This is a genomic window from Maritimibacter dapengensis (assembly GCF_019218265.1).
In the GTDB taxonomy this organism is placed as follows: Bacteria; Pseudomonadota; Alphaproteobacteria; order Rhodobacterales; family Rhodobacteraceae; genus Maritimibacter; species Maritimibacter dapengensis.
In genome coordinates this window covers 387,995-409,151 of record NZ_JAHUZE010000002.1, presented here as the reverse complement: position 1 = coordinate 409,151, position 21,157 = coordinate 387,995, and the positions used below count along the sequence as shown (strand labels likewise).

The 21,157-nt window shown below is 62.1% G+C and carries 18 protein-coding genes; 6 read left to right on the top strand and 12 right to left on the bottom strand.

Annotated features, from left to right (window positions below; genetic code table 11):
- Nucleotides 1-92 precede the first annotated feature (92 nt).
- Both KJP28_RS08295 and ilvD read right to left on the bottom strand, forming a co-directional pair.
- Nucleotides 93-1,874 carry an ABC transporter transmembrane domain-containing protein gene (locus tag KJP28_RS08295; RefSeq protein WP_218392094.1) on the bottom strand — a complete coding sequence of 594 codons (1,782 nt, stop codon included), beginning with the start codon at nt 1,872-1,874 and terminating at the stop codon, nt 93-95.
- Between the two features lie 82 nt (nt 1,875-1,956).
- A complete protein-coding gene (gene ilvD, locus KJP28_RS08290) occupies nt 1,957-3,798 on the bottom strand; it encodes a dihydroxy-acid dehydratase (protein WP_218392093.1) in 1,842 nt (613 codons plus the stop codon).
- A 153-nt stretch (nt 3,799-3,951) separates the two neighbouring features.
- Here ilvD and KJP28_RS08285 point away from each other — a divergent pair, with 153 nt between their 5' ends.
- Genes KJP28_RS08285 through KJP28_RS08275 form a run of 3 tightly spaced genes read left to right on the top strand, consistent with a single transcriptional unit; the run spans nt 3,952 to nt 8,783 of the window.
- On the top strand, nt 3,952-4,422 hold the full coding sequence (locus KJP28_RS08285; protein WP_218392092.1) for a GbsR/MarR family transcriptional regulator: 471 nt from the start codon (nt 3,952-3,954) through the stop codon (nt 4,420-4,422).
- Nucleotides 4,419-5,642 carry an efflux RND transporter periplasmic adaptor subunit gene (locus KJP28_RS08280; RefSeq protein ID WP_218392091.1) on the top strand — a complete coding sequence of 408 codons (1,224 nt, stop codon included), beginning with the start codon at nt 4,419-4,421 and terminating at the stop codon, nt 5,640-5,642. The genes KJP28_RS08285 and KJP28_RS08280 overlap by 4 nt, the downstream gene beginning before the upstream one ends.
- A gap of 3 nt (nt 5,643-5,645) precedes the next feature.
- The gene (locus KJP28_RS08275) at nt 5,646-8,783 is read left to right on the top strand and encodes an efflux RND transporter permease subunit (protein WP_218392090.1); all 3,138 of its coding nucleotides are present in this window, start codon (nt 5,646-5,648) and stop codon (nt 8,781-8,783) included.
- A gap of 24 nt (nt 8,784-8,807) precedes the next feature.
- On the opposite strand, the gene KJP28_RS08270 is transcribed toward KJP28_RS08275, so the two are convergent.
- Both KJP28_RS08270 and KJP28_RS08265 read right to left on the bottom strand, forming a co-directional pair.
- Nucleotides 8,808-10,151 (bottom strand): HAMP domain-containing sensor histidine kinase, encoded by a 1,344-nt coding sequence (locus KJP28_RS08270; protein ID WP_218392089.1) that lies wholly within the window; start codon nt 10,149-10,151, stop codon nt 8,808-8,810.
- Nucleotides 10,152-10,823, bottom strand: coding sequence for a winged helix-turn-helix domain-containing protein (locus KJP28_RS08265; RefSeq protein ID WP_218392088.1), 672 nt, complete (start codon nt 10,821-10,823; stop codon nt 10,152-10,154). It lies immediately after the preceding gene.
- A gap of 213 nt (nt 10,824-11,036) precedes the next feature.
- On the opposite strand from KJP28_RS08265, the gene KJP28_RS08260 reads away from it, so the two are divergent.
- Nucleotides 11,037-12,179: a S1C family serine protease gene (locus tag KJP28_RS08260; protein ID WP_218392087.1), complete on the top strand. Its 1,143-nt coding sequence runs from the start codon at nt 11,037-11,039 to the stop codon at nt 12,177-12,179.
- Between the two features lie 92 nt (nt 12,180-12,271).
- Here KJP28_RS08260 and KJP28_RS08255 read toward each other — a convergent pair whose 3' ends face one another.
- Nucleotides 12,272-12,751 (bottom strand): RrF2 family transcriptional regulator, encoded by a 480-nt coding sequence (locus tag KJP28_RS08255; protein ID WP_218392086.1) that lies wholly within the window; start codon nt 12,749-12,751, stop codon nt 12,272-12,274.
- A 105-nt stretch (nt 12,752-12,856) separates the two neighbouring features.
- Between KJP28_RS08255 and KJP28_RS08250 the strand changes: the two genes are divergently transcribed.
- Both KJP28_RS08250 and KJP28_RS08245 read left to right on the top strand, forming a co-directional pair.
- Nucleotides 12,857-13,708, top strand: a complete 852-nt coding sequence (locus KJP28_RS08250; RefSeq protein ID WP_218392085.1) for an SMP-30/gluconolactonase/LRE family protein — start codon at nt 12,857-12,859, stop codon at nt 13,706-13,708.
- Between the two features lie 76 nt (nt 13,709-13,784).
- The gene (locus tag KJP28_RS08245; RefSeq protein ID WP_218392084.1) at nt 13,785-14,261 is read left to right on the top strand and encodes an MgtC/SapB family protein; all 477 of its coding nucleotides are present in this window, start codon (nt 13,785-13,787) and stop codon (nt 14,259-14,261) included.
- A 59-nt stretch (nt 14,262-14,320) separates the two neighbouring features.
- Here KJP28_RS08245 and KJP28_RS08240 read toward each other — a convergent pair whose 3' ends face one another.
- From KJP28_RS08240 to nosZ, 7 genes are read right to left on the bottom strand one after another with little or no spacing between them, the layout of a single operon-like run.
- Nucleotides 14,321-14,731: a c-type cytochrome gene (locus KJP28_RS08240; protein ID WP_218392083.1), complete on the bottom strand. Its 411-nt coding sequence runs from the start codon at nt 14,729-14,731 to the stop codon at nt 14,321-14,323.
- An 18-nt stretch (nt 14,732-14,749) separates the two neighbouring features.
- Entirely contained in the window at nt 14,750-15,652 is a 903-nt protein-coding gene (locus tag KJP28_RS08235) for an FAD:protein FMN transferase (protein ID WP_336245317.1), read from the bottom strand.
- A 15-nt stretch (nt 15,653-15,667) separates the two neighbouring features.
- Nucleotides 15,668-16,204, bottom strand: a complete 537-nt coding sequence (locus KJP28_RS08230; protein ID WP_218392081.1) for a nitrous oxide reductase accessory protein NosL — start codon at nt 16,202-16,204, stop codon at nt 15,668-15,670.
- Nucleotides 16,201-17,028 carry an ABC transporter permease gene (locus KJP28_RS08225; protein ID WP_218392080.1) on the bottom strand — a complete coding sequence of 276 codons (828 nt, stop codon included), beginning with the start codon at nt 17,026-17,028 and terminating at the stop codon, nt 16,201-16,203. The genes KJP28_RS08230 and KJP28_RS08225 overlap by 4 nt, the downstream gene beginning before the upstream one ends.
- Nucleotides 17,028-17,918, bottom strand: coding sequence for an ABC transporter ATP-binding protein (locus KJP28_RS08220; protein WP_218392079.1), 891 nt, complete (start codon nt 17,916-17,918; stop codon nt 17,028-17,030). The genes KJP28_RS08225 and KJP28_RS08220 overlap by 1 nt, the downstream gene beginning before the upstream one ends.
- Nucleotides 17,887-19,215, bottom strand: coding sequence for a nitrous oxide reductase family maturation protein NosD (locus KJP28_RS08215; RefSeq protein WP_218392078.1), 1,329 nt, complete (start codon nt 19,213-19,215; stop codon nt 17,887-17,889). The genes KJP28_RS08220 and KJP28_RS08215 overlap by 32 nt, the downstream gene beginning before the upstream one ends.
- Nucleotides 19,212-21,155, bottom strand: a complete 1,944-nt coding sequence (gene nosZ, locus KJP28_RS08210; protein ID WP_218392077.1) for a TAT-dependent nitrous-oxide reductase — start codon at nt 21,153-21,155, stop codon at nt 19,212-19,214. The genes KJP28_RS08215 and nosZ overlap by 4 nt, the downstream gene beginning before the upstream one ends.
- Nucleotides 21,156-21,157: the final 2 nt, after the last annotated feature.

Sequence of the window (21,157 nt, the reverse complement as noted above, 5' to 3'; positions counted from 1 at the left end):
ATTTCCTCCCTTGGGTCGCTTCCCTGACCCTTGACGTAAGAAATGGGTGTTTTTTCGCCCCCTCGCAAGCTTTACGTCGCTGCGGGGCTTGCCTATTCGGCTGCGAGACCTTCGGTGAACTGAAGTCGCGCGAGCCGGGCATAAAGGCCGCCCTGCCCCACCAACTCGTCATGGGTGCCCTGCCCGACGATGCGCCCGTCCTCGAACACGATGATGCGGTCGGCCTTTTTCACCGTTGCAAGGCGGTGCGCGATGATGAGCGTGGTGCGCCCCTTGGACATCTCTTCCACGGCGGATTGCACCAGCCGCTCGCTCTCGGCATCGAGCGCCGAGGTTGCCTCGTCCAAAAGAAGGATCGGCGCGTCGCGCAGGATGGCACGGGCGATGGCGATGCGCTGTTTCTGTCCCCCCGACAACATCACGCCGCGCTCACCGACATAGCTGTCGTAGCCCTCGGGCAGCTTCATCAGGAAGTCGTGTGCGGCGGCGGCTTTCGCGGCTGCTTCGACCTCGGCATCCGTGGCGTCGAGCCGCCCGAAACGGATGTTCTCGCGCGCGGTTTCGGCAAAGATCACCGCGTCCTGGGGCACGAGCGCGATATGCTGGCGGAAGTCGGCCCGCGCGACGTCACGCAGGTCGGTGCCGTCCACCTTCACCGCGCCATCCGCCGGGTCATAGAACCGTTGCAGGAGTTGGATGATGGTCGACTTGCCTGCCCCGGAGGGGCCAACCAGCGCCACGGTTTCGCCGGGCTTCACATGCAGGTCCACATCCTGCAGCGCCACTTGTTCGGGGCGTGCGGGATAGCGGAATGTCACGTTTTCGAAGTCGATGGCACCGCGCACGGGGGTGGGCATGGGTTTGGGCGCGGAAGGGTCGTTCACCTCGTCCTCGGCGTTGAGCAGTTCGACGAGCCGCTCGGTCGCGCCCGCTGCGCGTTGCAGCTCGGACCAGATTTCCGACAGCGCGCCGACCGCCCCCGCGACCATGATCGCGTAGATCACGAATTGTACCAGCGCGCCGATCGACATCTCGTCGGCCCGAACGTCGCGGGCCCCGATCCAGAGCACGCCGACGACGCCGGAGAAGATCAGGGTGATGACGATCACCGTCATCAGCGCCCGCGTGGTGATGCGTTTCTGGGCGGACTTGAAGCTCTCCTCGGTCACGTCGCGGAACCGTGCGCGCGATGGCTCTTCGTGTGTGAAGGCCTGCACGGTCTGCACAGACAACAGGTCTTCGGAGGCCTTGCCCGACGACCGGGCGATCCAGTCCTGGTTCTCGCGGCTGAGGACGCGCATCCGCCGCCCCAGCACGATGATCGGCACCATGACCAGCGGCACGATCAGCAGCACGAGCCCGGTCAGCTTGGCCGACGTGAAGAGCAGCATCACCGACCCACCTGCGAAAATCAGCATGTTGCGCAGGGCGACCGAGACGGACGAACCTATCACCGAGAGGATCAGCGTCGTGTCCGTTGTGATCCGCGACAGGACCTCGCCGGTCATGATCTTTTCGAAGAAGGCCGGACTCATGCCGATAACACGCGCGAAGACGGCCCCGCGAATATCGGCCACCACCCGCTCGCCCAAACGGGTCACGAGGTAATAGCGCAACCCTGTCCCGACCGCGAGCGCGACCGCGACGCCCAGCGCCGCCATGAAATACTGGTCGAGCAACCTATCCGCCGAGGTGGAAAAGCCGTCGATCACCCGGCGCACCGCCAGCGGCATGACCAGCGAAATCCCTGCCGTCGCAACCAGCGCGCCGACCGCCGCGAAGAGCATCACCTTGTAGGGCGCCATGAACGGCCACAACCCGCTCAGTGCACCGATCTTGCGGGATTTTTCGCGATCTTCGTTGTTGTCAGCCATCACCCTGTCCCGTCAGATGCGTCTTCATCGTGCCCGAAATATGCCGGGGGTGCGGGGGCTGGCCCCCGCTTGCTTCGTCCTGTCACTCCTCGCCGGGCAGGATACGAACGCCACCTTTGTTGGCCGAAGATGCGAGCAATGCATAGGCCTTCAGCGCGGTCGACACGGCGCGTTTGCGCGGTGCCTTCGGTTTCCAGGGCAGCGGGCCCTTGTCCTCGCGGCGCGCAGCCAGTTCATTGTCGGCCACGGCGAGATTGATGGTCCGGTTCGGGATGTCGATCTCGATGGTGTCGCCGGTCTCGACCAGCCCGATCAGCCCGCCCTCATGCGCTTCTGGCGAGACGTGACCGATCGACAGCCCCGACGTGCCGCCGGAGAAACGCCCGTCCGTCAGAAGCGCGCAGGCCGCGCCCAGACCTTTGGACTTCAGGTAGCTCGTCGGATAGAGCATCTCCTGCATACCCGGCCCGCCCTGGGGCCCTTCGAAGCGGATCACGACGACTTCGCCCTCACCCACTTCTCCGGTCAGGATGCCGTTCACCGCGTCGTCCTGGCTTTCGTAGACCCGGGCCTTCCCGGTGAACTTCAGGATCGAGTCGTCGACGCCTGCTGTTTTCACGATGCAGCCGTTCTCGGCGATGTTGCCGAACAGGACAGCGAGACCGCCATCCTGCGAGAACGCGTGCTCTACGGTCCGGATCACGCCGTTCTCGCGGTCGCGGTCCAGTTCCTTGTAGCGGTTCTCGGTCGAAAACGCCTGCGTCGTACGCACCCCGCCCGGAGCGGCACGATAGAACGTGTCGATCGCCTCGTCGTTCGAGACGACCACGTCCCATTTGGCGATGGCTTCGGCCATTGTGTCGGAATGCACGGTGCGCACGTCGCCGTGCAGAAGCCCGCCACGGAGCATCTCGCCCAGAATGCCGAAGATACCGCCCGCGCGGTGAACGTCCTCCATGTGAACATCGGATTTCGCCGGTGCGACCTTGCACAGGACCGGCACTTTGCGCGACAGCCGGTCGATATCGTCCATGGTGAAGTCCACCTTGCCTTCATAGGCGATGGCCAGCAGGTGGAGCACGGTGTTGGTCGAGCCGCCCATGGCAATATCCATCGACATGGCGTTCTCGAAGGCTTTGAACGTTGCGATTTCGCGCGGCAGATAGCCTTTGTCCTCGACTTCGTAGTGCAGCTTGGTGATCTCGACGATCCGGCGCCCGGCTTCGCGGAACAGCCGCTCGCGATCGGCATGTGTGGCGAGGGTCGAGCCGTTGCCCGGAAGCGCGAGGCCCAGCGCCTCGGCGAGGCAGTTCATCGAGTTGGCGGTGAACATGCCGGAACACGACCCGCACGTGGGGCACGCGTTCTGTTCGAATTCGGCGACCTGTTCGTCGGTGTAATTGTCGTCGGCGGCCACGACCATCGCGTCCACGAGGTCTACGGCGCGTTCGAGGTCGTCCACCGTCACCTTGCCTGCCTCCATGGGCCCGCCAGAGACGAAGATCACCGGGATGTTGAGCCGCATAGCGGCCATCATCATGCCCGGCGTGATCTTGTCGCAGTTGGAGATACAGACCATCGCATCGGCGCAATGGGCGTTGACCATGTATTCCACGCTGTCTGCGATGATTTCGCGCGAGGGGAGTGAATAGAGCATCCCGTCGTGGCCCATCGCGATCCCGTCGTCGACCGCGATCGTGTTGAACTCCTTGGCCACGCCGCCGGCCTTTTCGATCTCGCCTGCGACGAGCTGGCCCAAGTCCTTCAAGTGGACGTGACCGGGCACGAATTGCGTGAAACTGTTGACGACCGCGATAATCGGCTTGCCGAAATCTTCGTCCTTCATGCCCGTGGCGCGCCACAGGCCACGTGCGCCGGCCATGTTACGGCCATGAGTGGATCGACGGGAACGATAATAGGGCATGGGGTCAACTCCTGTGCGCGAGGTGGCGTCTCAATAAATCAGGTGGGGGTTGGGGGCAATGCCTGCAAGCCGAATTGACGCGGCGCGGAAGAATGTCGTTAAAATCGTTCAATTGCCATTGAACGGTCACAATCACCCGCCTATATCGCGCGCATGGCACAGGATCCGGTTGAACATTTCATCGAACTTATGGGGTTTTTCACCCAAGAAGACGGTCTACCGCGCATTGCAGGGCAGATTCTTGGATACCTCGTGGCCGAAGGTGACCCCCGTACATTGAACGAGATCTCCGACGCTCTCGGCATTTCGAAAGCGTCCGCATCGACGAATTGCCGTCTGCTCGCCGAAAAGGGCGCCTTGGAACGCGTGGGCGCGCTCGGGACCCGGCAGGACAGTTACCGGGCCGCAGACGACCCGGCACGGCGCACCCTTCAGTCCATGTCACAACGCTTTGGTGAGCGTGCCGACGCGCTGGACGCAGCCGCCCGCGCATTCCCGGCCGAGCGTCATGGCGCGCAGGAGCGTGTCTGCAATCTTGCCGAGTTTTTCCGCAATTCCGCCGAGTTTCTCGCCCAATGGGACCGGCATTACACGAAATCCGCTGCCTACGAGGAGCAGTCATGAACATGGAAAATCCGAAGCCTGACTGGGCGATGAACAAGCGCGAAAAAGCGCGCGCGGAAATGATCGCACGTGGCGAAGAACCGAAGAAGCGGCGGAAATGGCCGTGGTTCGTGTTGTTCATGGCGGTGCTCGTCGCTGGGGGCGGCTACTATTACACGGAAGTCTATCAGCCGTCACAAATGGCTGCGGCCCCCGCCCCAGTGGTGGAAGCGCCTCGCGAAAGCATCGTGCAACTTGCACCGTACGAGGTCGAGACCATCGCACCCATGCTGCTCGAAGACACGTTGCGGATGACCGGTTCGCTGACCCCGGCCCGACAGGTGCACCTCTCTGCCGAAGTCTCCGCCCGCCTGCTCGAAGTTTCGGTTCGCGAAGGCGACTCGGTGAACGAAGGTGACGTCCTGGCCCGGTTCGACATCGACAACCTCGAAAACCAACTGGCGCAGGCCATGTCCAACGCACAGGCGACGCGCGTTCAGGTTCAGCAGGCGCAAAGTGATTTCACCCGGACCGAAACGCTGGTCGACCGCGAGCTTGCCGCGCCGACCGCGCTGGAGAACGCGCGCACCGGGCTGCAGCAATTGCAGGCGCAGCTTGCTGCACAGGAAACCGCCGTCGAGAACGCACAGGCCGCGCTCGACAAGGCCAGCGTGAGCGCGCCGTTCGACGGTGTCATCTCGGAACGGCAGGCCGATGCCGGCGAATTCGTTGCAACCGGGTCTCCCCTGTTCACCATCGTCGATCTGTCGGCCTTCGAAGTCGAGGCCACCGCGCCTGTGTCGAAGAGCCCGATGATCCAGACCGGCCAACGTGTCGAACTTACCGTCGAGGGGTTCGGAGACCGCGCCTTCGCGGGCATGGTCGAGCGGATCAACCCGGTCGCTATCGCCGGATCGCGCGCCCTTCCCGTCTATATCGCGCTGGAAAACAGCGACGGACTTCTGCGTGGTGGCATGTTCGCGTCCGGCTTCATCAAGCTGGACGAGAAGGAGGGCGCGTTGTCCGTTCCTGTTGAAGCCGTTCGTGAAGATGCCGAGGGCAATTACGTGCTCAAGATCGACGGCGAGACGTTGGTTCGACAATCCGTCGAAACGACGCGCGATTGGGAGAACGGCGCACGGGTCGAAGTCGCGACCGGCCTCAGCGAGGGCGACACGATCGTCGCCGCCGCCCTGCCCGAGTTGCGGGCGGGCCAGAAAATCGCCCTGATCGGAGAGTAATCCATGTTCCTCACCCGTATCAGCGTCGGCCAGCCCGTCTTCGCGACGATGGTCATGATCGCGCTCATGGTCGTGGGCGTGTTCTCGTATTCCCGCCTGCCGGTCGAGCAGTTTCCCGACGTGGACTTCCCGGTCGTCGCGGTCGTGGCGAGCTACCCGGGGGCGACCCCGGAAGCTGTCGAGAGCGACATCATCGAACCGATCGAGGACGGTGTCTCCACGCTCGCTGGCATCGACAACATCACCGCAACCGCGCTGACGGGCTCCGCGCTCGTCATCATCGAATTCGACCTCGAAGTGGACAGCGCGACGGCTGTGCAGGACGTCCGCGACCGCGTGTCGAACGTCGCGCCGCTCCTGCCGGACAATGCCGAAGACCCGCGCATCCTGCGTTTCGACCCATCTGATTTCCCGATCATCTCGGTCGGCATATCGTCCGAGGAACTGGATATCGGCACATTGACGCAAGTGACCGAGGATTTCATCGCCAAGAATATCTCGAACCTCAGAGGCGTCGGCCAGGCCAGCGTCGTCGGCGGTCTTCCTCGCCAGGTGCAGGTCGATATCGACCCCGACCGCCAACAGGCGCTCAATGTCGGAATCGCAGAAGTCGCGGCCGCGATCGCGCAGGAAAACCAGGACGTTCCGGCTGGCGCGGTGACTGGCAGCGGACAGTCGCAATCGGTGCAGGTCGAAGGCCGGATCGAGAACATGCGCGGCTTCGAGGATATCATCGTCGCGCGTCGCGCCGGTCAACCGATCACGCTGGGTGACATCGCCAACGTTTCACTGGGCCTCGCCGAGCGCGACAGCCTTGCCATGGTGGACGGACGAGAGGCGCTCGCCATCGACGTTTTGAAAACCCAGGGCGCGAACACGGTGGACGTTGCGGAACGCGTAACCGAAGCCGTGGCCGAGATGCAGGATGACCCTGATTTCGAGGGTATCGACATTCGCATCCTGCGGGACAATTCCAAGTCCGTCGTCGAAAGTTTCCATTCCGTGCAGAACATGATCGTCGAAGGCGCCATCCTTGCCACGATCATCGTGTTCCTGTTCCTGAACTCATGGCGCTCGACCGTCATTACCGGCCTGACGCTGCCGATCTCGATCATCGCCACGATGACCGCGATCTATGCGCTCGGCTTCACGCTCAACATGATGACGCTCATGGCTCTGTCGCTGTCCGTCGGTATTCTGATCGACGACGCGATCGTGGTCAGGGAAAACATCATGCGACACCTGCACATGGGCAAGTCCCACAAGCAGGCGGCGCTGGACGGAACGAACGAGATCGGACTGGCCGTGCTCGCGACGACGTTGTCCATCGTGTCGGTGTTTCTGCCCGTGGCCTTCATGGAGGGCATCATCGGACGTTTCTTCCTTCAATTCGGGATCACTGTGTCGGTGGCGGTGCTCATCTCGCTCTTTGTGTCCTTCACGCTCGATCCGATGATGTCCTCGGTCTGGTACGACCCGGCGGCGGACGAACGGGTGAAGCGCGGGTTCATCGGGCGTCTCGTGGGGCGCTTCGACCATTTCTTCGAATGGTTGGGCGAGCAATACGGCAAGCTCCTGCGCAAGGCGCTCAAATTCCGTAAGACCACTGTGTCCGTAGCGGTGGCCGCGTTCTTCGGCTCATTCGCACTGTTCCCGATGATCGGGGGCGAGTTCATTCCGGCGGCGGATACGGGCGAAATCCAGGTCGATCTGTCCACCCCTGTGGGCACCTCGCTCGACCGTACGGCCGAGAAAATCGCGCAAGTCGATGCGCTCTTGCGCGACGAGTTCCCCGAGATCGCAGGGACCTATGCGACCATCAACTCCGGGACCACGTCCGGCGACAACAATGCCACCATCGTCGGCATCCTTGTTCCGACCCACGAGCGCGAACGTACGCCGCAGGACCTTACGAGCCCTGTGCGCGAGGCATTGAAGCAAATTCCAGGCGCGGATTTCGCGGTTGGTGCTGCTGGAGGCATGGGACCGGTCGCCCCGCCGATCGAGATCAAGATTTTCGGGCCGGATCTTCGCGTTCTGGAACAGCTCGCCGGCGACCTGAAGGCCGAAATGCTCAAGATCGAGGGACTCGTCGATGTGGAGACCACGCTCGACGATCCGCAACCCACGCTGGGAATCGAAGTCGACCGTGACGCAGCCTTCGATCTTGGGGTGTCGGCTTCTTCCATCGGAGACACTTTGTCTTCGATGCTCGAAGGGCAGACCGTGTCGGAATGGACCTCGCCGCAAGGGGAAAGCCTCGACGTCGTGGTAAAGCTGCCCGACTGGGCACGCACCGATACCGGCTATCTCGCCGGCCTGCCGATCGCGCAATCGGGTGCGACCGGGTCATCGGACCTCATCCGGCTCGATCAGGTTGCCACGATCACGCAATCCGAGGGTCCGGGCGAGATCAACCGTGAAAACCGTGAACGCTCCGTGCGCGTCACCGCGAACCTTGCATCGGGGACGCGCCCCGGCGACGTGAGTGCTGCGGTGACGGAAGCCGCGGCCAGTCTCGACTATCCCCTCGGCTACAGCCAGGGGACCGGCGGCGAAGTCGAGGACATGCAGGACCTGGGGCTTGCGGCGGCGGGGGCGCTCGCACTCGCGATCATATTCATCTACCTCGTGCTCGCATCGCAATTCGGCTCGTTCATGCAGCCATTTGCAATCATGTCATCGCTCCCGCTCGCGCTTATCGGCGTCATGGGAGGGTTGCTCGCGTTCAATTCGACCCTGAACGTGATGTCGATTATCGGGTTCATCATGCTCATGGGGCTCGTGACCAAGAACGCGATCCTGCTCGTGGACAATGCGAACCAGCATGTGCGCGACGACGGCCTGAACCTTTACGACGCCCTGGTGAATGCGGGCCGGACCCGCTTCCGACCCATCGTCATGACGACGCTCGCCATGATCTTCGGGATGTTGCCACTCGCGCTGAATATCCACGGAGGGACCGGGCAGAATGCGTCGATGGCCCATGCGGTGATCGGCGGGCTGATCTCGTCTTCGCTGCTGACGCTGGTCGTGGTGCCGGTGATGCTGACATACACGGAAGGTTTCGGCCGCTTCGTGTCGCGGTTCACGCCCAAGGCGCCTGACGACGTGCATGACGAACATGCTCCGGCGGAGTAAGCCAGCCGACTGAGTATAACGGCTCTACGCGCCGGGAAAACGCATCGTCACGATCAGGCCGGGGGCGTTGTCGCCCAGTTCAAGGTCCGCGCCGTGTCGATCCGCGATCGCGGCGACCAGGGCGAGTCCGAGGCCGTTCCCCGGCGTGGTGCGTGAGCGCTCGAGCCGATAGAGCCGCCTGAGGACCTTGTCGCGTTCTTCTTCAGGAATGCCCGGTCCGGTGTCGGCCACTGAAAGCTTGGCGCCTGTGCCGTCCCGCGCAACGCGGATGGTGATTTCCCCGCCTTCGGGCCCATGGCGCATGGCATTCTCGACAAGATTTGCCATGGCCTGTCCGATCAGATCGCTATCACCCGTCACATTCACCACGCCTTCGGGCAGGTCGAGTGCCAGCCGATCACCGCGATCCTCGGCAGCAGGTTCGTAAAGCTCAGCAATCTGACGCGCGACGGCGGCAAGATCGACAGGCCCCATTTCGCGTCTGCCCTGCCCGCCTTCGATTTGTGCGATCTGCAGGAGCGCACCGAACACCGCCACGGCGCGGTCGGCTTCTTCACCGGCCTGAACAGCCAGATCATGCGTTTCGCCCTCGGGCAGTTTTCGCTCCAGTTCTTCGAGCGTCACGCCAATGCGCTGAAGCGGGGTGCGCAGGTCGTGAGCGATGTCCGTCGTCACCTGACGCAACGCCTCGGTCGCGGCCTGCTGTTTCGCCGCCATCCGATCCACCCGTGCGCCGATATGGGCGAGGTCGTCGCTTCCCCGTTTCGGTCCGACCCGCGCCGCGAGGTCACCTCCCGCGATGCGGTCGAGAGTCTTGCCGATCCGCCCGACACGGCGAGAGGATGTCCGCGCGATGAAGGCCCCGATCACGAACGAGATCAAGACCGTGGGAATGGTCGAAAACATCAGAAGGATCAGAAAAGTGCGGTCGAGGGCCGCAACCGGGCCAAGCCCCTTGGCGACGATGAGCACGCCGCCGGACAAACGCCTCACCTGATGCACGTAGCCGTGGTCGGACAAAGCCCGATCCGGCGCAGTCGAGGTGAAACCAACGTCACCCCCGTCGATCACCGCGCGCGCGTTGCCGGTTATCCCCCCGTCATTGCCCAGAAACACGAAAACGGTGTCCGTTGGGTCGGTCACCCTTGCCCGTGCCTGCACCAATGTGCGCAACGCTCCCGGGCTTGCGGAGACGTCGAGACTTGCCATGTCCCGCGACAGATCGTTTTTCAGCGTGTCCTCGGCATTGCCGCGCAATGTCACCCAGGCCGCGCCGAGCGAGGCAAGGTTCACGACCGCAACGACAATCACGATCAGGACCGTCTGGCGGAGCGGGGTCGACCGCATCACCCGACGCGCGAACGCCATTCAGCCCTCGATCCGGTAGCCGGCACCACGCACGGTATGGATCAGGTCGCGCTCAAACGGCTTGTCCACCTTTGCGCGAAGCCGCGAGATATGGGTCTCGACCACATTTGTTCCGGGGTCGAAATGAATGTTCCAGACATTTTCCAACAACATGGTCTTTGTCTGCACCCGACCCTTGGTCCGAAGCAAGTATTCCAATAACCCGAATTCACGCGGCAAGAGGTCGATGACCTCGCCATTCCGGCGCACTTCACGCTTGGCGAGATCCATTTGCAGGTCGCCTGCGGACAATGTCGTTTTCTCGGCGGTTAGCGGCGGGCGCCGCGTGAGCGCTGCAACTCGCGCCGATAACTCACCGAAAGAAAAGGGTTTTACGAGATAGTCATCGCCGCCGCTTTCGAGCCCTTCGATGCGGTCCTCGACGCCGCCGACCGATGTCAGGAAGATCGCCGGCGTGCTGACCTTGGCAGCCCGCAGCGCCTTCACGAGCGATAGCCCGTCCAGCCCCGGCAGCATCCGATCCACGACGAGCGCGTCATATCCACCAGAAAGAGCCTGCCCCATCGCCGCCTGCCCATTGTCGAGCACGTCGACGACATGCCCCTCTTCGGCAAAACCGCGAGAGATAAAATCGGCAGTCGTCTGGTCATCTTCGATCACCAGAATTCGCATGGGACCTCCACTAGGTTTTCAGTCACTAAATTGTAAACGCGAATGGTCATATGCAGGTTTCCAAAATGTTCTGTAAGACCGGCTCACGGGCGCGTGATGAGAATTACAAACTTGCAATCCAGATGACGGCATTCTGCAAGATCGGGTGCCCAGATTGGTCTCATCCGGCGCTGAAGCGCCAAACCTAAAACGGACCATGAGGACCGACAGATCATGCAAATCACTCGAATCTCAAAAATCGCCCCTGCTCTGGCCGTAAGCGCCCTTGTGGCAGGCACTGGTGTGACCGGCCTGACAAGTTATGTCGCCCCGGCCATCGCCGCCGCACCCGTCGCAGGCGGCTACGTGGAACTCGTCGAAGAAGTCTCGCCCGCCGTTGTCACGATCGAAGTGTCCAAGGCACTGACGAACGACGAAGCACGGTCGAACATGCCCGAAGGCTTCGCGGAAGAATTCGAACGTCGCTTCGGGTTCCGCTTCCCGGACAACGCAAGGCCCGATGCGCCTGAGCGTGAGCGTGAGGCACGCGGTGCGGGCACCGGTTTCATCATTTCCGATGACGGCCGGATCGTGACGAACGCGCACGTCGTGTCGGATGCCGACACCGTGGAGGTGACGTTGACGGACGGTCGCACGCTCGAAGCCGAAGTTCTGGGCACGGACCCAGCCACCGACATCGCGCTCATCAAGGTGGACGCGACCGACCTGCCCGCGCTGTCCTTTGGCAGCTCGGACGACCTGAAGGTCGGCGAAAACGTGATCGCCGTGGGCAACCCCTTCGGCCTCGGCAACACGGTCACGACCGGGATCGTCTCGGCTTTGGGCCGCGACCTGCGGGCCGGACCGTTCGACGATTTCATCCAGACCGACGCGGCCATCAACCGTGGCAACTCGGGCGGCCCGCTTCTGAACGCCGAAGGACAGGTGATCGGCATGAACACCGCGATCATCTCACCCACCGGTGGCTCGATCGGCCTGGGCTTCGCGGTTCCCGCCAGCATGGTCGAGCAGATCGTCACCGACCTGTCGGACGACGGCAACGTCACCCGCGGCTGGCTCGGGGTGCAAATCGCGCCGCTGAGTGATGACGTAGTCGCCGCGCTCGGACTGGAGAACGGCGAAGGCACGTTGATCGAAAACGTGATGGACGGCACACCGGCCGAGGACGCAGGCTTCCAGAACGGGGACATCGTTACCCGTGTCGACGGTCAGCCGATCGAAGGGCCCCGCGGCCTGACCCGTGCCATCGCGGGCGACGCGCCCGGCGAAAAGGTGTCGATCGACATCATCCGCAAAGGCAAGGAGCTCACCCTCGACGTGACGCTCGGTGAACGGAGCGCGGAAGAGCCGGCCTGATTTTTCCGGTTCAACCGCAGCTACCGAAGGGCCGCCGGTATCCCCCACCGGCGGCCCTTTTCATGTCTGCTCAAAAAATCCGCCCGCTCAGGTCAGGCGCGCACCTGTGCTGCCTGACAGGTCCCGGCGGCGGGTTCAGGGTAAAGGGAAAGAAGGTCGATCAGGCCGCAATTGTCGTGGATGAGGTCCTGCAACGTCACCTTGTCCAGTTCGGCGTAGAAGGCGCTGAGCGCACCTTTTATATATCCGTTCAACCGGCAGGTATCGGAAAGCGGGCAGTTGTTGTTGTCGGGATCGAAGCATTCCGTGAACGGCACGTTGGCCTCGAAGTCGCGGAACATCGCGCCGATGGAAATTGCGCCCGGATCACGCGCAAGCGAAAGCCCGCCTCCCCGGCCGCGACGTGTCTCGACATATCCCATTTGTTGTAGCTGGTGTATGACTTGACTCAGGTGGTTGCCGGAGGCGTTGGTCGCTTCGGCAATCTGGGCGGATCGCACGGTCTCGTCCCGGTTCACACCGCAAAACATCAGCACGCGGGCCGCAAGGTTTGTTCGAAGAGTCAGACGCATCGCAAAAAATCTCGCTCGGGTTGTGAGCAATGTAACCGTATCGTTCAGTCCGGAAATTGACATAGATCAGATTCAGGTTCTGGCATGCTTGAAAGGAATGGTGACATGTCCGCCACGGTATTCGACAACAGGGTCTGCACGTTGGGAGAAGGCCCGTTCTGGCATCCGACACGCAAGCAGTTGTTCTGGTTCGACATCGTCAATCACCGCCTTCTGTCCCGTCTCGGGAATAGGGCTCTCGACTGGCGTTTCGACGAGCCCGTGTCCGCGGCGGGCTGGATCGACCACGACACCTTGCTCATTGCGAGTGCATCCGCACTTTTACGTTTCGATATCGACACCGGCGACCGCGAGGACATCGTGGCACTGGAGGCTCGCAATAGGGTCACGCGATCCAATGACGGCCGTGCGGACCCGCATGGCGGTTTCTGGATCGGGACGATGGGCCATGCGTTCGAGCCGGGTGCCGGATCGATATACCGTTATTACCGCGGGCAACTCGAGAAGCTCTATGACGGGGTCACGGTGAGCAACTCCATATGTTTCGCGCCGGATGGAAGAACCGCGTACTGGACGGACACGACCACGCGAAGGATCCTGCGACAGGATCTGGACGGACAAGGATGGCCGGACGGAGCACCGGATGTTTTCGTCGACCTGACAGAACAGGGCTACAACCCCGACGGTGCCGTCGTGGACAGCGAGGGTGCGGTCTGGAGCGCGCATTGGAACGCCGGCATGGTCGCAAGATATTTGCCTGACGGTCGTTTCGATCGTATGGCCGAAGTTGGCGGACGGCTGGCCTCTTGCCCGGAATTCGGTGGGACCGATCTGTCCGTCCTCTACGTGACGACAGCCACCATGGGTATGCGCAATCCCAAACCCGGTGATGGTCAGACGTATGAAGCGCGGGTGGGTGTCACGGGCCTGCCGCAATATCGCGTAGAGTTTTCGTGACGTCAGCGCGCAATGGCGTCCCGCTGGGAACTCCGCACCGGAAGCAAGCGTTACACGGCTGCGGGGGAGAGAGATTATGGAAATTATTTCAACCACATGGGCGATGTTATGGGAGGCTTCGACACTCCCCCCGGGAACGATCGCGCTTCGCATATTCGTAGCGGCAGTCCTCGGCGGCATCATCGGATTGGAAAGAGAGATGATCGGTCGCCCTGCGGGCTTGCGGACGCATATGCTGATCTCGACCGCGGCCGCTGTCTTCGCGATGGTCACGCTCGAGCTTTTCGAGGCAGCGGTTGGTCGCTCGGCGAACGCCGACCCGATCCGCGTGATCGAGGCCGTCACAGCTGGCGTCGCATTCATCGCAGCCGGCGCGATCTTCCGGGATCGTGGTGATGGTGTGAAAGGCCTCACCACCGGCGCGGGGTTATGGGCAGCCGGCGCGATCGGAACCGCTGTGGGTGCGGGTTACATCGCGCTCGCGATCATGGCCTTCGTGGTCGTCTTTGTCATCAACGCAGTGGTGCGCCTGATCGAGAAGAAACTCCTGTAAAATGCCCGGTCACACAAACGGCGCCCGAAGAGGGCGCCGTCTTTCCCGGTCAAGTCGTGTCAGGACCCCAGAGATGCGAGGTAGGCGGCCATGTCCTCTGCGCCTTTCTTGTGCTTGTAAGTCATCTTCGACTTCGCACCGGGGTCGTCGAGGACAGACTTCAGCCATGCACCTGGGTCGGTGATATATTCGGCCAGGTTTTCTTCATCCCAAACCAAACCTGCTTCATTGGCCGCTACGAGACCGTCCCCATAGCGGAAGTCTTCGACCGCGCCGACGGGGCGGCCGATCACGCCGAACAGGTTCGGGCCGGTCTTGCCGCCTTTCACGATGTCGGTGCCGTCTTCGGCTGTGATTGCGTGACAAGCCTTGCAGCGTTTGAAATCGCCTTCGCCCGCGGCGGGGTCTGCGGCCAGTGCGGGAGCGGCGAACACCGCCGCACCGATCACTGAAAGTATGAGCGTTTTCATCGTGGTTTCCCTTTTTGACTACGTTGGTGTCTGAATAAACCTTTCGAGCCGGGCCTCATTGACCAAACTCAAGACATCGCGTGCTTCTTCCTCACCGGACACGAGACAGAGCGCGGTGGACAGGGCGTCCGCCAAACCGGCGCTGTGTGCGCTCACGGTGACCTGTGTCGCGATCGGCTTCCTTCCCAGAGGGTCGAGGATGTGGCCCTCTCCGTGCCGCTCATCAATCAGTGTTCCGAACGTTGCCGAACTGGCGAGCGCCCGCCCTTGCCATTGCCGTGCGTCACGTTCACCCGCAAGACGCACGGGCCAACCGTTCCCGCCTTGGCCGTCGCCGAGCGCTAGGATCTCACCCGTGTCGATGAGCACGTCTTTGACGCCGCGAGCAGACAGCAGAGCGGCAACCTTGTCGGCGATGAAACCTTGCGCGATGCCATTGAGAGTGAGCGCCTGCCCCCTGTCCATCGAGATACGCGCCGCTGATATCCGGACCCGGTCGAATCCGATAAATGTACGGGCGGTGTCCAAATCATTCGCCTGCGCCGCCTGCCCTCGCGATGCGGCCTCGGCCATGACCTGCCAAAGCGGTTGAACGCTCGGGTCGAAACGGCCTTCGGTCAGACCGAAAACGCGCCGGGCAAGTGCGAGGCATTCGAGTAGTTCGAACGACGGAGCGTCCAGCGTCCCATCGCGGTTCAGCTGCATGATTTCGCTGTCGGCGCGGTAGAGGCTGAATATGCCCTCCAGGCGCGCGATCTCGGCCCTTGCAGCCTGCGTGATTGCTTCTGCCTCCGGGTGGTCCAGCACGATCTGCGCCTTGGCGCCGAGTGCGATACCCTGCCAACGGAAGGCGGCGGCCGGTCCGGCGGCGGCACTGAGGCAAGCGGCCGAAACGAAGCTGAGGAATCTGCGTCGGTTCATTTTCATCTCATTCACCTATTGCCCTAAAGCTTCGAGCCGCGCGTTGATGTCGTCGCTGTCGCTGTTCTCGGCGGGCGCGGCATCGCCAAGCACGTCTTCGGTCCGAATGTCCGCGAACGCGACGATCCTGCCACCATGATCGTGGACGAATGCCTCGGCGGACTCCTTGTCCGAGAACGGCACGAACTCGGAAGCCCCCATGCCGCCAATCGCATCTGAGCCCGCGACATAGAGTGCTTCGCGTGCGGGCATCCATGCGCCCGGTGCTTCCCATGTCGCGTTCGTCATGTCCTGCACATACGCGATCGCAACGGCGTGACTCTGTTCCGGCATGTGCAGATAGGCGATCACGTCGCGCACCTGACTGAAAAAGATCGGTGCAGGCATGCCCTCGAGATGCGCCTGCCCCTTGGGACCGTCATGTTCGACCAGCGCCATCTGGCAATAATACCCCAGCGCCTCTTCGGTCATTTCGACCGGCTCCGGCACGGCTGCCACGTCTTCCTTGCAGGCGGCGAGGATCAGGAGCGGGATGAGGAGGAACCTTTTCATGGTGTTACCCTTTGAAAGGAAAGCCGTGCGAGGCCTGCTGCCAGGATTGGCCAGACCATGATGGCTGCCAACGGCTTCCACACCGCGATGGACGACGCCGCGCCCGACAGACCCGAGGCTGCATCGACCGCACCTGAGGCCGCGAGATTGAAGATACGGAACGCATCCGCCGGATTGACGACAAGCGCCCACGGGAACACGTCGGTCGTGAACGCCCCCCCGTCATCTGCGACGACGGCCGCAAGCAGACCCAGATCGTAAAGCACGATCATTACGAGCCACAGGCCGATGGCCATTGCAGCCGCTCCCGATGGCCTGCGCGACAGGCAAGACATCGCGTGCCCAAGAGAGAGAAACGCCGCGCCCAGCAGGATCGAGGTCCAGATCAAACGCCAGAGTGCGGGGATCCCTTCGGCTGCACCTGTCCCTCCCGTGACGAAGGCCACTATGGCGGCGACGGCATACCCCGCGACGACCGCTATCGAGACGACGGCGAGCTGGGCGATGAGCTTACCCAAGAGCAATTCGGTCCGCGCGAGAGGATATGCGAGCGACAATGCAAGCGTGCCGCGTTCGTTTTCACCGGCTATGGCATCGAAGGAAATCAGAAGCGCGATCAACGGGACGAGGTAAACCGCGAGTGAAATCAGGCTCGCAACGGTCACCGACAACGGATCCACTGCCATCTGTCCTGCAGGTGCGGCACCCGCAAAAGCTAGGACAAGCGAAAACAGCATCATCATGGCGACGGAGACGATCACCCAACGGTTTCGACGGGCGATAGAGAATTCGAGTGCAGCCGTGGCAAGGATACGGGACAACATCACGCGGCCCTCTTCGAGATGTGGGAATAAAGGTCGTCGAGCGACGCCGCGTGGACGTCGTAGTCCTCGATATGGTCGCGGAGGGCCGCGATCTTTTCGAGCACGGCAAGCTTTTCGGCGGGCGCGCAACTGAAGATCACGCGATCTTCAGAGACCACGCCGGTCGGGAAGGCTTCCGCGACGCGACGCGCCTGCCCGTTTCTGGGTTTGACGGTAACGCTCAAGGGCAGCGCGGCGTCTGCCCGCAACTCGGCGAGCGTGCCTTCGGCCACCTGCTTTCCTCTTGCGAGTATGACCATGCGATCCGTGCGCGCCTCGAGCTCGGACAGAGCATGTGATGACAGAAGAATTGCCGTGCCTTTGGCGGCCAACTCGTCGAGCAACGTGTAGAACTCGCGCCGTGATACGGGGTCGAGCCCGGATGTCGGTTCGTCCAGCACCATAAGGCGCGGCCCGCCGATCAACGCCTGCGCCAGACCGACGCGCTGCCGCATGCCCTTGGAATAGGTTCCGATCCGCCGTCCTGCGGCATCTGCCAGCCCGACCCGTTCCAAAAGCTCGTCCGCCAGTCTCACGGGCTGTCCCCTGAGACGAAGATAATACCGCAGTTGTTCACGCCCCGTAATAGCGGGGTGGAAGGCGGCGTTTTCCGGCAAATATGCGGTGAGAGCGCGTGCCACCGGCGATCCCGGAGCATGCCCTGCAACCTCGATGCGGCCCCCGTCGGCCTGAATAAGGCCCAACACAAGCTTCATCAGCGTCGATTTTCCCGCGCCGTTGTGACCAAGAAGCGCCACGCGCTCTCCTGCGACGATTTCGAGCGACACATCATGCAGGACGGTCGTGTCCCCGTACCGCTTAGTGAGCTGCGAGAGGGTCAGTATCGTCATCGGTCTCTCCCCTGGCCCAAAGCGGTGTCGCCTGAGCCATGTGTTGAACGTTTTCGGGCACGTCTCGTGCAGGCGCTGTGGTCAGCGGGTGACTGTCCACGACGCCGCCGGTGCGGGCTGCCGGAAATTGCGATTGGCTCCAACGGACCAGCTGAACGGCAGGTGTGCCAAGGAGCAGTTTGGCGGCGGGTTGCGACCACAGGATGTGGTCCATCAGATCGTTGGGCCGATAGGAACTGTCGGCGCGCCCGTCTCCGTCCAGATCGAACGCCGGATGATCGGACCAGTAGTTGCCGCGCCCTTCGTGGCTCCATTCCACATCCGTCGTGCCTACATATTTCACCTGCGTGCGGTTGGCGACGAAAGCGTTTCCTGTGATCGTGTTCCTCTCGGACCCCGCGGTGAAATGGACGCCGATGTCGCAGCCGAGGAAACTGTTTTCAGCGATCAGGTTCTGATGCGAATTGTAGACAAATGTGCATTTCTCGGTTCCACCCGTCACGAGATTTGCGAAGATATCCGACTGCTTGGTGTAGTTCAGCATGACACCGTGGTCGCGGTCATTGATCGAGGTATTGCCTTTCGCCACGATCCGATCCGAATACATCAATGCGAAACCAAGATGGTTCCCGATCGAGATATTCCCCTCGATCACGCTGTCGTTCGTGTACATGTAATGGACCGCGAAACGCAGGTCGCGAAACAGGTTATCGCGAAATAGATTGCGTTTCGACACATTCGAAAAAATGCCGTCGCGACCGTATCTCACGTCGTTACCGATCACCTCGGCGCCCGGCGCGTTCCACACGTAGATGCCGTTGCCACGGTCGTTCATCCGGCGCAGGCGCAGGCCTTCGATCCGGTTCCCTTTGACCATCGCGCCCCGCGCACCGTGGATATCGATCCCGACCAGGTTCTCGGTCAGCACATTGTCCAGAACCTTTGCGCCACGTGCTTTCTGAGTGAGTTTGATCCCGGCGTCGATGGGTTCGTGCACCCGCCCCGAATTGGTCATATGCAGTCCGCGCACGACCACATTGGGCGCATCGACCAAGACCACCGACAGGGTGTCGTTTCCGTCGATTATCGCTCCGTCCTGTCCGGTCAGCGTCAGCGTCTTGTCGATCGTCACCGGGCCATCGTAACGGCCCGGCGACAGAATGATCTCGTCGCCTTCCTCTGCCGCGGAAAGTGCTGCGGCAAGAGACCCTGGGCCGGGCGCGATGGTCACGCGTTCGGCTTGGGCCTGTGCCGCGCTCACAAGGAGCGCGACGAGGAGAACGACGATCCGCTTCATGCGCCCGTAGGCTCCACGAGCATGCGGCCACGCATTTCCATGTGCAGCGCATGGCAGAACCACTGGCAATAGTACCAGTAGACGCCCGGTTTCGACGCGGTGAACGTGACCGAGGCGGTTGCCTGCGGCCCGACTTCCATCGCGACACCGTGGTTGTTCAGCGTGAAGCCATGGGTCAGGTCGTCGATGTCATCGAGGTTCGTGACATAGACTGTGACCTCGTCCCCCTGTTTCACGGTGAACTTGTCGAGCGAGAACTCCGGTGCCTGGCTCGACATATAAACCCGGACCTTGTTGCCGTCACGGATCACGCTGTCCTGCCAATCGTCGAGGTCGATCCCGTCAGCTTCGGCCTGCGCGCGCGCATCGGCCCACATCGGGTCGTTGCGGTCCCAGACGTTCCGGGGATTGACCACGGAGCGGTGAACGAGGATCGAGTCGTGCGGTTCGGCAAACGTCGGACCGTCGTGGATCAGCGTCATATCGGTCCCGTCGATGGCGAAGAGCTGTTCGTTCTCCGGCTTGAGCGGGCCGGTATTGAGGAACCGGTCCTTGGAGAACTTGTTCATCGACAGATACCATTTACCGTCCGCTTCGAGCGTTTCGCCCATGGTGGTCGAGTTATGGCCGGGCTGATAGTGAACGTCCTGTTTGTTCAGGATCGGGTCCACGTCCTCGCCATTGTAGAGCTTCACGGCGTCTTCGATGTTCCACATCACCACCTGGCTGTCGAGGAACAGCGTGGTGAAGGCGTTGCCCTTCCCGTCGAAACAGGTGTGAAGCGGCCCAAGCCCCAGTTCCGGCTCGGCGACGACGACCGACCGCGGGTCGATGCTGTCGTCTTCGAAGAGCGCGTCGAACTTGCGCACGTCGAGCACGGACACGGTGGGCGAGAGCTTCCCAGCCACACAGAGGTGGATCTTGTCGGGCGCCATGTTGATCCCGTGCGGGCTGTTCGGGATCGGCACGTAACGGGTATAGTTCTTGTTCTGCCCCTTGCGCCCGTCGATCACCGGCACACCGTTCAGTTCGGTATAGTCGCCCGTTTCGACGGCTTTTTCGATCTCGGCGATGTTGAAGATCACGACGTGGTCCATTTCGGCTTCCATCATCTCGGGAAGCGTCATGCCCATTTCCGAGTTGTAGGATGTCGAGAAGGCGTATTTGCCGTCGTAATCGGCGTCGGTGTTGTCGAGGTTGCCCGACACCATGACCTGCCAGGCGACTTTCATCTCATCCGCGTCGATCGCCGTGTAGAAGTTCACGTATTGCGACGGATCGTCCAGCACGGAACCGTCATTGACCATAGGCACCTCGTCTTCACCATTGGCGAAGACATAGTTCGTGCGCGGCCATTTCTGCGGGCGCAGACCGTGGATGGCCTTGGCGTTCGGAATGTCGATGATCTTGTCGGCCTTCATCACGTCGCAGCGCACGCGGGCGACACGGGTGTTGGCCTTGTCGTTCATGAAAAGGTAACGGCCGTCGTACTTGCCCTCGGTAAAGGACATGTGGACGTGGTGAAGGTCGCCGTTGTCGTGCACGACTTTGCCTTGGGCGGCGAGATAATCCTTCGTCTCGGGCAGCATGTCCTGCGTGAGGATCTTCAGCGACTCGTTGGTCTGGCCCCAGCCTGTGGCGGAGCAGCGGTTGAACACCGGCACCCGCATCAGTTCACGCATCGACGGCACGCCGAGGATACGCATCTCGCCGGTCTGACCCGAGGACCAGAAGCCGTAGTATTCGTCGAGCTCGCCCGGTGCGGGGCTCGCATGTTCGGTCTGTGCCAGCGCCGCGCGCGGCGTAGTCGCAGCGGTGATCGCCGCGGCACCGCCGAGGAGCCCGAGGCGGGTTCCGCCTGCGCCCATCATGGCCGCGCCGGTTGCCGATGCGCCTAGAAAGCCGCGCCGGCTAAGTCCTTTTTTTTCAGTGTTAGACATGT

Excerpts from the sequence above, each read along its gene's own strand:
- KJP28_RS08295 (WP_218392094.1), bottom strand. The coding sequence starts at position 1,874 with ATGGCTGACAACAACGAAGATCGCGAAAAATCCCGCAAGATCGGTGCA.
- ilvD (WP_218392093.1), bottom strand. The coding sequence starts at position 3,798 with ATGCCCTATTATCGTTCCCGTCGATCCACTCATGGCCGTAACATGGCC.
- KJP28_RS08285 (WP_218392092.1), top strand. The coding sequence starts at position 3,952 with ATGGCACAGGATCCGGTTGAACATTTCATCGAACTTATGGGGTTTTTC.
- KJP28_RS08280 (WP_218392091.1), top strand. The coding sequence starts at position 4,419 with ATGAACATGGAAAATCCGAAGCCTGACTGGGCGATGAACAAGCGCGAA.
- KJP28_RS08275 (WP_218392090.1), top strand. The coding sequence starts at position 5,646 with ATGTTCCTCACCCGTATCAGCGTCGGCCAGCCCGTCTTCGCGACGATG.
- KJP28_RS08270 (WP_218392089.1), bottom strand. The coding sequence starts at position 10,151 with ATGGCGTTCGCGCGTCGGGTGATGCGGTCGACCCCGCTCCGCCAGACG.
- KJP28_RS08265 (WP_218392088.1), bottom strand. The coding sequence starts at position 10,823 with ATGCGAATTCTGGTGATCGAAGATGACCAGACGACTGCCGATTTTATC.
- KJP28_RS08260 (WP_218392087.1), top strand. The coding sequence starts at position 11,037 with ATGCAAATCACTCGAATCTCAAAAATCGCCCCTGCTCTGGCCGTAAGC.
- KJP28_RS08255 (WP_218392086.1), bottom strand. The coding sequence starts at position 12,751 with ATGCGTCTGACTCTTCGAACAAACCTTGCGGCCCGCGTGCTGATGTTT.
- KJP28_RS08250 (WP_218392085.1), top strand. The coding sequence starts at position 12,857 with ATGTCCGCCACGGTATTCGACAACAGGGTCTGCACGTTGGGAGAAGGC.
- KJP28_RS08245 (WP_218392084.1), top strand. The coding sequence starts at position 13,785 with ATGGAAATTATTTCAACCACATGGGCGATGTTATGGGAGGCTTCGACA.
- KJP28_RS08240 (WP_218392083.1), bottom strand. The coding sequence starts at position 14,731 with ATGAAAACGCTCATACTTTCAGTGATCGGTGCGGCGGTGTTCGCCGCT.
- KJP28_RS08235 (WP_336245317.1), bottom strand. The coding sequence starts at position 15,652 with ATGAACCGACGCAGATTCCTCAGCTTCGTTTCGGCCGCTTGCCTCAGT.
- KJP28_RS08230 (WP_218392081.1), bottom strand. The coding sequence starts at position 16,204 with ATGAAAAGGTTCCTCCTCATCCCGCTCCTGATCCTCGCCGCCTGCAAG.
- KJP28_RS08225 (WP_218392080.1), bottom strand. The coding sequence starts at position 17,028 with ATGTTGTCCCGTATCCTTGCCACGGCTGCACTCGAATTCTCTATCGCC.
- KJP28_RS08220 (WP_218392079.1), bottom strand. The coding sequence starts at position 17,918 with ATGACGATACTGACCCTCTCGCAGCTCACTAAGCGGTACGGGGACACG.
- KJP28_RS08215 (WP_218392078.1), bottom strand. The coding sequence starts at position 19,215 with ATGAAGCGGATCGTCGTTCTCCTCGTCGCGCTCCTTGTGAGCGCGGCA.
- nosZ (WP_218392077.1), bottom strand. The coding sequence starts at position 21,155 with ATGTCTAACACTGAAAAAAAAGGACTTAGCCGGCGCGGCTTTCTAGGC.